Below are 10,721 nucleotides of genomic sequence, written 5' to 3'. Positions count from 1 at the left end.
AGGGGCCCGGGGAGTCAGTCGAGCGGTCGGGCGTAGGTCAGGTCGCGCAGTCCGGCGTACGCCGGCGCGGTGATGTGGCTGGAAGCCTCCATGTCCCATCCGATCGCGATGTCCGGGTCGGCCGCCTGGTCGCGGTAGGTCGTGACGTAGGGGTCGGCGTCGAGCGACCCGACGAGGTCGTCGACGTCGCCGACCGCCTCGATGACGAACGGCTGGGGATACGGCACGCCCTGGAGCTGGATCGTGCTGCCCGAGCACTTGATGCCGGTGGTGCTGACCACCCGGTGGCCCTGGATGGTGACCGCCGACGCGCCACCACGCCACAGGGCGTTGACCACGGCCTGGACGTCCTGCTGGTGGACGACGAGCAGGTTCGCCGCGTCGTCGCCGACCCGCTCGAGCTTGTCCTCGGGGGCGTCGGCGAGAGTGATCTTGACCCCCGGACCGGTGTGGGCGACCAGCCCGGCGGGGTCCTTCAGCTCGTCGACCTGGTGCTTGTAGCGCCGGACCGTCGTGTCGTCGACCCGCTGGGTGAGCCGGCTGACCTCGGCGTCGGTCTCGGCGACCTGCGCGGTGAGCCGGTCCACGCGCTGCTTCTCGGTGCCGGTCAGCGCGGCCAGGTCGGTGTAGCGCCCGGGCCGCAGGTCCGTCCCGCCGCTGTTCTGCGCGCTGACGACGAAGAGCCCTCCGCACACGAGGATGACCAGCGGTGTCCCGATCCGCCACGGCGAGATCCGTCGCGGCTGCCGTGCGGGCGCGTGTCCCGGGGCTTTGTGCGGGTGGTCGGTCATGCGGACTAGGCTACGGCCGGTGTGCGCCCGCACCACAGTCGTCACCGGAAACCAGGAGCTGTCCCCGTGCCCAAGCTGAAGCCCTCGAAGGACTTCCTCGACCCGACCCGGGCGCCTGTCTTCACGGCCCGCTTCATCGTCTGCCTCGTGCTGATGGTCGTCGGCATCGCCTGGACCGTCTACTACTACCTCGTGGCCCGGCCCGAGCGTCCCCACCCGCACGGGCCGTCCTTCATGCAGGACCTGCACCACTGGAACTACCTGATCGGCTTCGGCCTGTTCTTCCTCGGGCTGCTCCTGTCCGCGCACCCCTCCACGCCGCTCGGCCGCGGCCGCGGGGTGGTCGTCGGGATGCTCGGCTGCTTCCTGCTCGGCCTCGCCTGGATCTGCACCTTCTACATCTTCTCCGACGACCTCTCGCCGCTCTGGGTCTTCAACGACCTCGGCCAGAAGAACCTCCTCGTCGGCATCGGCTTCATGGCGGTCGGGTTCGCCTTCGCCACCCGATGGGAGTGACCGACCAGCCGTCAGCGTTTAGCGACGCCGCCCCGGGCAACCGGGGCGGCGTCTGTGCATTTCTGGAGGTGGTTCCTACACATCTCGGGATAACCCTGTGGATGAATCACATCGATGTGATTCGTCCACAAGGCTATGCACAGGTGTGGAAATCCAAGCTGGCGCGCGACCCCGGGAGGCCGCGCGGTGTCGAGTCGAGCAGGCGTGACGAACAGGGGACCGGCGCCGAAGCGCCGGTCCCCTGTTTTGGGTAGGAGCGGATCAGCCGAGCTGGATCGTCCTGGCCACGACGGCCACCACGATCGCCGCGGCGACCAGGCCCATCCCGCCCCACTGCACCAGCGATCGCCGCGGCCGAGGCGCGAGCACGATCGCGGCGGAGACGAGCAGGCCCCCGATGAAGCCGCCCAGGTGTCCCTGCCAGGAGATGTTCGGGACGATGAAGCTGTAGGCGAAGCTGAGGCCCACCCAGAGCAGCAGCCCCTGCGCCTGCATGCGGGTGCGCAGGACGATGACCAGCACGGCGGCCATCAGCCCGAAGATCGCTCCGGACGCGCCGAGGGTGTCGCCCGGCCCGTCGGATGTCCAGTAGACCAGCGCGGAGCCGGCCAGGCCCGAGAGCAGGTAGAGCGCGATGAACCGGGCGCGGCCGAAGGCGTGCTCGAGCTGCGGGCCGAGCACGTAGAGGCTGAAGCAGTTGAAGAACAGGTGCAGGAACGCGACGTGCGTGAACGTCGAGGTCAGCAGCTGCCAGACGGCCCCGTCGGCAACGCCCGGGACCCAGTGGCCTCCGATCCGGCTGCAGATCCCCTCGCTGGCGTTGGGGAAGAACCCGCCGCGGTCCGCGTCGCAGCGACCGTCGGAGCGCAGCGCGAACCAGTCGACGAGACGGCTGGTGGACGCACCGGTGACGTTGATGAGCAGCCACACCGCGGCGTTGATCGCGATGAGCACCATCGTCACGAACCCGGGCGCTGACGGTCGCAGGCCGCCGTACGTGGTCCGGAGCGGCCGCTGCGAGCGCGACCCCTCCTTCAGGCACTCGGGGCACTGGAAGCCGACCGATGCGCTCGTCATGCAGTCGGGGCAGATCGGGCGCTCACACCGCTGACAGCGGATGTGCGCCTCACGGCCGGGGTGCCGGTAGCAGGTCGGCACCCCGGTCGGGTCGCTGGTCACGCCTGGGTCAGCCGACGATCTCGACGGAATCGATGACCACGGCGTCCCGCGGCCGGTCGCCAGGACCGGTCGGGGTGGTCGCGATGGCGTCGACGACGTCGCGGGAGGCCTGGTCGGCGACCTCGCCGAAGATCGTGTGCTTGAAGTTCAGCCACGGCGTCGCGCCCACGGTGACGAAGAACTGCGAGCCGTTGGTGCCCGGGCCGGCGTTGGCCATCGCGAGCAGGTAGGGCTTGTCGAAGACGAGCTCGGGGTGCGGCTCGTCCTTGAACGTGTAGCCCGGACCACCGGTGCCGGTGCCGAGCGGGCAGCCGCCCTGGATCATGAAGCCCTCGATGACCCGGTGGAAGGTGAGCCCGTCGTAGAACGGGCCGGTCCGGCCGTTGCCCGCGTCGTAGTCCTTCTCGCCCTTGGCGAGGCCGACGAAGTTCGCGACCGTCTCGGGCGCGTGGTTCGGGAAGAGGTTGACGGTGACGTCACCTCGGTTGGTGTGGAGGATGGCCTGCTGGTCCGCCATGACTGTCCTTCTCTGATGTGGGTACCACTACGGAGTGCGGGTTGATCCTCGCACGCCCACGCAACGCCATCGACGTCAGGAGCCCCCACCATGACCCTGCGAAAGAGCTCGAGCACGACGCTCCTCGAGCGCGCCGCCGACCGCACCACCGATGCGGTGGGGACCGCGGTCGAGCTGACGAGCGAGTTCCTCGAGAACACCGCCAAGCCGTTCGTGGAGAACACCGCCCGGCCCGCACTGCACGACGCCGCCGCGAAGACGGCGCCGATGGTGGCCGCCGGCGCCAGCATGGCCGCCCAGCGCGCGACGCAGGCCAAGGACTACGCCGAGGCGAAGTCGGCCCAGCTGACCGGTCACCCGAAGCCGAAGCGCCGGGGCCGCAAGATGCTGACGTTCGTCCTGCTCGGCGGCCTCGCCGCGGCGGTCGCCGTGGTCGCGCGCCGCTTCATGGGCGGCGGCTCGGACCAGTGGACCGCGCCGGCCCCGCCGTCGACGCCGCAGAACCCCGCGGAGACCTTCGACACCGACCAGCCGGTCGACGACCTGACCACGCCGATCAGCAAGCCGCCGTACAGCTCGAACTGAGGCCTACGCGGAGACGAGATCCGGGTGTTCCGCCTGCACACGGCGGATTGCCCGGATCTCTGCCCAGAAGCTGGCGACCGGGATCGTGCCACAGATGAGGGTGACGATCGTGAAGGGCATGTCCCAGCCGGCCTTGCGGGACAGGATGAAGGTCGTCACCAGGTAGACCATGTAGAGCCAGCCGTGGGCGACGCCCACGTTCTGGGAGATCCACCGTCCGGTGTCGTGCGCCGACGTGCCGTCGGCAGCGAACAGGTCCATCGGCAGGCCGATGAGGACCAGGACGATGAGGAGGATCCCGACGACCGTCGCGATCACCTTGTAGAAGCTGAGCGTGCCCTTCACGTGCCTGAGGGTACGGCGTCATCCTGAGGCTCCTTCTCAGGGGTCGCCGTGGTGACGTCCCGGACGTGACGCCACCAGATGTAGACCACGAAGCCGGCGAAGACCCACCACTCCAGGCCGTAGAGGAAGTTGCGCAGGCCGGTGAACGTCCCGGCCTCCGGGAGCTGGGCCAGGTCGGCGCGCGCGAGCCCCGCGCCCGGCTGCTGGTCGACGACGTAGCCGCCGTAGAGGTCCTGGTCGACGTGCTGGATCACGTCGGCGATCCGCAGCTGCGGCAGGACGTCGTCGGTCGGGTCGTCGTCGGAGAGGTCGTTGGAGCCCTCGGGCGGCTGCAGCCACCCGGTCAGCTCGGTGCTGCCGCTGGGCGGCGCTGGCGCCAGCCCGACGTCCTTGACCCAACCCCGGACCACCGGCATCGCGGGCCGGTCCGGACCGCCGACGGCGAGCGGCGTGACGACCCAGTAGCCGTCGACACCGTGGTCGAGCCTGCCGCTCACATAGACCGTCCCACTCGGGACCCAGTCTCCGCTGAGCGTCACCGGGTGGCCGGTCATCAGACCCGGGAACGGGTCGTCGGGACCCATCACGTCGGACAGCGGCTTGGCCGCCGCCTTCGTGGCGTCGTGGGTGGCGTCGTTGCGGTGGTCGCGCCACACGCCGAGCTGCCACAGACCCAGGCCGACGGTCCCCGCGAGCAGGACGAGCGCCAGGAGGTGGGCGCCCCACAGCTGGGGGGACCAGATCTTCGGTGGCACGCCTGTCAGGGTACGTCCGAGTGCATCACGAGGCGCAGCCGGCGAAGGGCGGCCGCTGCCGGAGTGTGAGGTCCGCCGCGCCGCCGCGTCCTGCCCGTCGTCGCCGAGCTGGACGCGGACCAGCGCGAAGTCGGTGACGGTCAGCGCGGTCGCCGCTTCGGGGACGCGGCCGGATCACGAAGTGGAGCGTAGGGGACTCGAACCCCTAACCCCCTGCTTGCAAAGCAGGTGCGCTACCAATTGCGCCAACGCCCCGGATGGGTCGCCCAGGCTCAGGCCTTGTGCGACGGATTGACGGTGTCGGTGGCCTCGGCCCACTGGGCACGCTCGGTGTTGCTCTTGTCGAGCTGCTTCTTGGCGAGCACGGCACCGGCTGCCGCGAGGGCGATGAGCATCAGCTTCTTCACTGTCATCTCCTTGTGAAAAACCCCGGTCGCTGGTCGCGTCCGGGGCTGTTCCGTGGGCCTAGGAGGACTTGAACCTCCGACCCCCACATTATCAGTGTGGTGCTCTAACCGTCTGAGCTATAGGCCCGGGTGGCAGCCGGGTGGAAGCCCCGACGGCCGAGGCAAGACATTACCTGAGCACCGATCCGGCCGCCAAAACGGCAAGGACGTCATGCGCGCTGGTGGCCGAGGCGACCAAAGCGCATGACGTCCGAAGCCTTGGTCAGCGGTCCTCGGTGAGGGTCACGTCGATGCCGCCGAGGAGTGCGGCCGACATGTTGTAGAGGAAGGCACCGAGCGTGGCGACGGCGGTCAGCAGGACCACGTCGATGACGGCGACGATCATCGTGAAGCCCATGACCCGCGACATCCCGACGTAGTCGGTGACATCGAAGGTCGAGCTGTCCTCGCCCCCGACGATGTCCTGGACCGTCTGGTTGATCGAGTCCCACACGCCGGCGGCGCCGAGCACGGACCAGACGATGAAGACCGACACGATGGTGACGACGCCGAGCGCGATCGACAGCAGGAACGCCGTCTTCATCACCGACCAGGGGTCGATGCGGGTCAGCCGTAGCCGCGCACGGCGCGGCGCCCGGCCCACCGGCCGGCGCAGGGTCTGGTCGTTCGGGACGCTCGAGGAGCGGAACTCGTCCGCCGCAGCGCTGAGCCGCTCCTTGACCTGCTGGGCGAATCCCGCGCGCACGGCAGTGTCCTCGTTGCGCTGCGGCGCGGGACGACCACCCACCCGAGTGGCAGTTCGCTCGCCGGGACGCTCAGGCATCCTCACTCCTCCGTGTCGTCGGCAATCTCGGCCGCACCAGCGGCGTCGGCCGCCTCGATTGTTGCATCCGCATCCACACCGACCGCATCGTCGGAGTCCGAGGCCGGCGTACCGTCGCTCGCTGCGGCGGCCAGCTCCTCCTCGATCTCGTCCTCGCGGGCCTCGACGGAGCGGGCCACGACGGCGACCGAGTCACCGTTCTTCGGCGACACGAACTTCACGCCCATGGTCGAGCGTCCCTTGGCCGGGAAGTCCTGGTCGATGGGCGAGCGGACGACCTGTCCGTTGGTGGTGATCGAAAGGACCTCGTCACCGTCCTTGACGATGAAGGCGCCGGCCAGGACACCGCGCTTCTCGTCGCTCAGCTGCATGGCGCGTACGCCGAGCCCGCCGCGGTTGGTGATGCGGTACTCCGAGATCCGCGACCGCTTGGCGAAGCCGCCGTCGGTGATCGTGAAGACGTACTGCACGTCCTCGTCGGACTCCTCGTGCGCCGCCTCGGCCGCCCGGATGATCGACATGGAGAGCACCGAGTCGCCGGTGCGGAACTTCATGCCCGTGACGCCCGACGTGGCGCGGCCCATCGGCCGCAGCTGGTCGTCGCTCGCGACGAACCGCACGGCCTGGCCCTTCCTCGAGACCAGCAGGATGTGGTCGTCGGGGTTGACCAGCTCGGCGCCGACCAGCTCGTCGTCGTCCTCGCGGAAGTTGATCGCGATGACGCCGGCCTGGCGGGGCGAGTTGTAGTCGGCGAGGCGAGTCTTCTTCACCAGGCCGCTCTTGGTGGCGAGCACCAGGTAGGGCGCCTGGTCGTAGTCGCGGATGGCGAGCACCTGGGCGATCGACTCGTCGGGCTGGAAGGACAGCAGCCCGGCGACGTGACCGCCCTTGGCGTCACGCGCCGCCTCGGGGAGGTTGTAGGCCTTGGTCCGGTAGACCCGCCCCGCGGTGGTGAAGAACAGCAGCCAGTGGTGGTTGGTGGTCGCGATGAAGTGCTCGACCACGTCGTCCCCGCGCAGCGTCGCGCCGCGCACCCCCTTGCCGCCGCGCTTCTGCGAGCGGTACTGGTCCGCGCGCGTCCGCTTGGCGTAGCCGCCGCGGGTGATCGAGACGACGAGCTCCTCGTCGGGGATGAGGTCCTCCATGGAGAGGTCCCCGTCCGCCGGGATGAGCTGGGTACGCCGGTCGTTGCCGTACTTCTCGACGATCCCGTCGAGCTCCTCGATGACGATGGCGCGCTGGCGCTCGGGCCTGGCGAGGATGTCCTGGAAGTCGGCGATCTGACGCTCGAGCTCGGCGAGCTCGTCGATGATCTTCTGCCGCTGCAGCGCCGCCAGCTGGCGCAGCTGCATGTCGAGGATCGCGGTCGCCTGGATCTCGTCGATGTCGAGCAGCTGGATGAGGCCCTGGCGCGCCTCGGCCACGTCCGGCGACCGGCGGATGAGGGCGATGACCTCGTCCAGCATGTCGAGTGCCTTGACCAGGCCCCGGAAGATGTGGGCCCGCTCCTCGGCCCGGCGCAGCCGGAACTCCGTGCGACGCCTGATGACGTCGATCTGGTGGGTGACCCAGTTGGAGATGAACTGGTCGACCGACAGCGTGCGCGGCACCCCGTCGACCAGCGCCAGCATGTTGGCCGAGAAGTTGGTCTGCAGCTCGGTGTGCTTGAGCAGGTTGTTGAGCACGACCCGGGCGACCGCGTCGCGCTTGAGCACGACGACGAGCCGCTGGCCGGTGCGGTCGGAGGTGTCGTCGCGGACGTCGGAGATGCCCTGCACCTTGCCGCTGTCGGCGAGCTCGGCGATCTTCAACGCCAGGTTGTCCGGGTTGACCATGTAGGGCAGCTCGGTGATGACAAGGCAGGTCCGGCCGCGGTTGTCCTCGTCGACCTCGATGACCGCTCGCTGGGTGATCGAGCCGCGACCGGTGCGGTAGGCCTGCTCGATGCCCGCGTGCCCGACGATCAGCGCGCCGTTCGGGAAGTCGGGGCCCTTGATCCGTTCGATGAGGGCGTCCTGCAGCTCCTCACGGGTCGCCTCGGGGTGCTCGAGCGCCCACTTGGCGCCGTCGGCGACCTCGCGCAGGTTGTGGGGCGGAATGTTGGTCGCCATGCCGACCGCGATACCGGCCGAGCCGTTGACCAGCAGGTTCGGGAACCGCGCGGGCAGCACGACCGGCTCCTGGGAGCGGCCGTCGTAGTTCGGCTGGAAGTCGACGGTGTCCTCGTCGATGTCGCGGACCATCTCCATGGCCAGCGGCGCCATGCGGCACTCGGTGTACCGCATGGCCGCGGCGGAGTCGTTGCCCGGCGAGCCGAAGTTGCCCTGGCCCTGGACGAGCGGCGCCCGCATGACCCACGGCTGCGCGAGGCGCACGAGGGTGTCGTAGATCGCGCTGTCGCCGTGCGGGTGGTACTGACCCATCACGTCGCCGACGACGCGGGAGCACTTCGAGAAGCCGCGGTCGGGGCGGTAGCCGCCGTCGTACATCGCGTAGAGGACGCGGCGGTGCACCGGCTTCAGTCCATCGCGTACGTCGGGGAGCGCTCGGCCGACGATGACCGCCATCGCGTAGTCGATGTAGGCCCGCTGCATCGACGTCTGCAGCTCGATGGGCTCGATCCGACCGCCGGGCTCGGGAGTGGGAGTCTCAGTCATCAGATATCGAGGAACCTAACGTCCTTGGCGTTGCGCTGGATGAAGGAGCGACGCTGCTCGACGTCCTCGCCCATGAGGATCGAGAAGATCTCGTCCGCGTGCGCGGCGTCGTCGAGGGTGACCTGCAGCATCAGCCGCTGGTCGGGGTCCATGGTGGTCTCCCACAGCTCCTTGGCGTTCATCTCGCCGAGACCCTTGTAGCGCTGGACCGGGTTCTCCTTGGGCAGCTTCTTGCCCTGGGCCTGGCCCTCGCGCAGCAGCGCGTCGCGCTCGGAGTCGGAGTAGACGAACTCGTGCTCGGCCGGCTTGTTCCACCGCAGCCGGTAGAGCGGCGGCTGCGCCATGTAGACGTAGCCCTGCTCGATGAGCGGCTTCATGAAGCGGAACAGCAGCGTCAGCAGGAGCGTGTTGATGTGGTGGCCGTCGACGTCGGCGTCGGCCATCAGCACGATCTTGTGGTAGCGCAGCTTGGCGATGTCGAACTCGTCGTGCACGCCGGTGCCCAGCGCCGAGATGATCGACTGGACCTCCTGGTTGGCGAGCACCTTGTCGAGCCGGGCCTTCTCGACGTTGAGGATCTTGCCGCGGATCGGGAGGATCGCCTGGATGCGCGGGTCGCGGCCCTGGCGGGCAGAGCCACCGGCGGAGTCGCCCTCGACGATGAAGACCTCGCACTCGGCGGGGTTGGTCGACTGGCAGTCGGAGAGCTTGCCGGGCAGGGCGCCGTTGCCGAGCAGGCCCTTGCGGTTGCGGGCCAGGTCGCGCGCCTTGCGGGCGGCGAGGCGGGCGGTCGCCGCGGCCTGTGCCTTGCGGATGACCTCCTTGCCCTCACCGGGGTGCTGCTCGAGCCAGGCGCCGAGCTGGTCGTTGACGACGCCCTGGGTGAAGCCCTTCGCCTCGGTGTTGCCGAGCTTGGCCTTGGTCTGGCCCTCGAACTGCGGCTCGCCGATCTTGAGGCTGATGATCGCGGTGAGGCCCTCGCGGATGTCGTCACCCGTGAGGCGGTCCTCCTTCTTCTTGATCAGGCCCCACTCCTCGCCCCAGCGGTTCATCAGGCTGGTGAGCGCGGCGCGGAAGCCCTCCTCGTGGGTGCCGCCCTCGGGCGTGTTGATCGTGTTCGCGAAGGTGTGCACGGCCTCGTTGTAGGACGACGCCTGCCACTGCATGGCGACCTCGAGGCTCATCGGGTTCGGCGCGTCGGCGCGGGTCTCGGCCTCGAAGGCGATGACCGGGGAGACGGCCGCCTTGCGCTTGTTGAGGTACTCGACGTAGTCGGCCAGGCCGTTGTCGTACTTGAAGATCTGCTCGAGGATCTTGTGGCCGCCCTCGTCGGCCGCGTGGACCTCGGAGGCGCCCTCGTTCTCGACCGTCTCGTCGGCGACCGCCTCGGCAATCTCCTCGGTCTCGGGCCGTTCGTCACGCAGGACGATCTTGAGGCCCTTGTTGAGGAAGGCCATCTCGCGGAAGCGGGTCGAGATCGTCTCGAGGTTGTACTCGGTCGTCTCGAAGATGTCGTCCGACGCCCACCAGGTGACGCGCGTGCCGGTTCGCTCGCCGTCCTCGAGGGGGCGCACCTTCCGCAGGTCGTAGTCGGGCAGGCCGAGCGAGAACTCCTGCTCCCACAGGTAGCCGCGGTTCCTCACCTCGAGGTGGAGGTGCCTCGACAGCGCGTTGACCACCGACGAGCCGACGCCGTGCAGACCACCGGACACCTTGTAGCCGCCGCCGCCGAACTTCCCGCCGGCGTGCAGCACGGTGAGCGCCAGCGTCGCCGCCGGGATCTCCTGCCCGGGAGCGGTGTCGGTCGGGATGCCGCGGCCGTTGTCCTCGACGCTGACGGACCCGTCGGGGTTGAGGGTCACCAGGATCGTGTCGCAGTGACCGGCGAGCGCCTCGTCGACCGAGTTGTCGACGATCTCCCAGATCAGGTGGTGCAGACCCCGCACACCGGTCGATCCGATGTACATGCCCGGACGCTTGCGGACGGCCTCGAGCCCTTCGAGGACCTGGATCGCTGAGGCGTCGTACTCCACCGAGGTCGCGGTGGAGGAGGTGGGCTGTTCGGGAATCTCTTCCGGTGTCGGCTGAAACTGCGGGTCGGCGGTCTCGTCGGCTTCGCTCACGGGCCAATGTTACCGGCCGCAGG

At 69.1% G+C, this 10,721-nt stretch carries 11 protein-coding genes and 2 tRNA genes; 2 read left to right on the top strand and 11 right to left on the bottom strand.

Features of this window, described 5'->3' with window-relative positions; genetic code table 11:
• Positions 1-14 precede the first annotated feature (14 nt).
• Positions 15-791 (bottom strand): DUF881 domain-containing protein, encoded by a 777-nt coding sequence (locus tag BM236_RS16535; protein ID WP_091126076.1) that lies wholly within the window; start codon positions 789-791, stop codon positions 15-17.
• Positions 792-857: 66 nt separating this feature from the next.
• On the opposite strand from BM236_RS16535, the gene BM236_RS16530 reads away from it, so the two are divergent.
• Complete coding sequence (locus BM236_RS16530) at positions 858-1,307, top strand: cell division protein CrgA (protein WP_091126073.1); 450 nt, start codon at positions 858-860, stop codon at positions 1,305-1,307.
• A gap of 261 nt (positions 1,308-1,568) precedes the next feature.
• Here the strand turns inward: BM236_RS16530 and BM236_RS16525 are convergent, their stop codons facing one another.
• Together BM236_RS16525 and BM236_RS16520 are read right to left on the bottom strand one after the other, a co-directional pair.
• Positions 1,569-2,465, bottom strand: coding sequence for a rhomboid family intramembrane serine protease (locus tag BM236_RS16525; protein WP_245750395.1), 897 nt, complete (start codon positions 2,463-2,465; stop codon positions 1,569-1,571).
• A 28-nt stretch (positions 2,466-2,493) separates the two neighbouring features.
• Positions 2,494-3,003 (bottom strand): peptidylprolyl isomerase, encoded by a 510-nt coding sequence (locus BM236_RS16520; RefSeq protein WP_091126072.1) that lies wholly within the window; start codon positions 3,001-3,003, stop codon positions 2,494-2,496.
• Positions 3,004-3,093: 90 nt separating this feature from the next.
• On the opposite strand from BM236_RS16520, the gene BM236_RS16515 reads away from it, so the two are divergent.
• On the top strand, positions 3,094-3,588 hold the full coding sequence (locus BM236_RS16515; RefSeq protein ID WP_091126069.1) for a hypothetical protein: 495 nt from the start codon (positions 3,094-3,096) through the stop codon (positions 3,586-3,588).
• A 3-nt stretch (positions 3,589-3,591) separates the two neighbouring features.
• Here the strand turns inward: BM236_RS16515 and BM236_RS16510 are convergent, their stop codons facing one another.
• From BM236_RS16510 to gyrB, 8 genes are all read right to left on the bottom strand, one after another.
• On the bottom strand, positions 3,592-3,933 hold the full coding sequence (locus BM236_RS16510; protein ID WP_091126067.1) for a DUF3817 domain-containing protein: 342 nt from the start codon (positions 3,931-3,933) through the stop codon (positions 3,592-3,594).
• Entirely contained in the window at positions 3,930-4,688 is a 759-nt protein-coding gene (locus tag BM236_RS16505) for an SURF1 family protein (RefSeq protein ID WP_175507718.1), read from the bottom strand. Before BM236_RS16505 ends, BM236_RS16510 begins: the two co-directional genes overlap by 4 nt.
• A gap of 182 nt (positions 4,689-4,870) precedes the next feature.
• A tRNA-Ala gene (locus BM236_RS16500) sits at positions 4,871-4,943 on the bottom strand.
• A gap of 17 nt (positions 4,944-4,960) precedes the next feature.
• Complete coding sequence (locus BM236_RS19260) at positions 4,961-5,095, bottom strand: DLW-39 family protein (RefSeq protein ID WP_217645382.1); 135 nt, start codon at positions 5,093-5,095, stop codon at positions 4,961-4,963.
• A 53-nt stretch (positions 5,096-5,148) separates the two neighbouring features.
• Positions 5,149-5,222, bottom strand: a tRNA-Ile gene (locus BM236_RS16495).
• A 135-nt stretch (positions 5,223-5,357) separates the two neighbouring features.
• Positions 5,358-5,918: a DUF3566 domain-containing protein gene (locus BM236_RS16490; RefSeq protein WP_091126061.1), complete on the bottom strand. Its 561-nt coding sequence runs from the start codon at positions 5,916-5,918 to the stop codon at positions 5,358-5,360.
• Between the two features lie 2 nt (positions 5,919-5,920).
• Positions 5,921-8,575, bottom strand: a complete 2,655-nt coding sequence (gyrA, locus tag BM236_RS16485; RefSeq protein ID WP_091126058.1) for a DNA gyrase subunit A — start codon at positions 8,573-8,575, stop codon at positions 5,921-5,923.
• On the bottom strand, positions 8,575-10,644 hold the full coding sequence (gene gyrB / locus BM236_RS16480; RefSeq protein ID WP_091126182.1) for a DNA topoisomerase (ATP-hydrolyzing) subunit B: 2,070 nt from the start codon (positions 10,642-10,644) through the stop codon (positions 8,575-8,577). The genes gyrA and gyrB overlap by 1 nt, the downstream gene beginning before the upstream one ends.
• Positions 10,645-10,721 lie beyond the last annotated feature (77 nt).

The organism is Nocardioides terrae, assembly GCF_900112345.1.
In the GTDB taxonomy this organism is placed as follows: Bacteria; Actinomycetota; Actinomycetes; order Propionibacteriales; family Nocardioidaceae; genus Nocardioides; species Nocardioides terrae.
Note: the sequence above shows the minus strand (reverse complement) of the source record. Positions and strands in the feature narration are given on the sequence as shown.

Coding starts and splice junctions, on each gene's coding strand:
- BM236_RS16490 (WP_091126061.1), bottom strand. CDS start 5,918: ATGCCTGAGCGTCCCGGCGAGCGAACTGCCACTCGGGTGGGTGGTCGT.
- BM236_RS16515 (WP_091126069.1), top strand. CDS start 3,094: ATGACCCTGCGAAAGAGCTCGAGCACGACGCTCCTCGAGCGCGCCGCC.
- BM236_RS16535 (WP_091126076.1), bottom strand. CDS start 791: ATGACCGACCACCCGCACAAAGCCCCGGGACACGCGCCCGCACGGCAG.
- gyrA (WP_091126058.1), bottom strand. CDS start 8,575: ATGACTGAGACTCCCACTCCCGAGCCCGGCGGTCGGATCGAGCCCATC.
- BM236_RS16520 (WP_091126072.1), bottom strand. CDS start 3,003: ATGGCGGACCAGCAGGCCATCCTCCACACCAACCGAGGTGACGTCACC.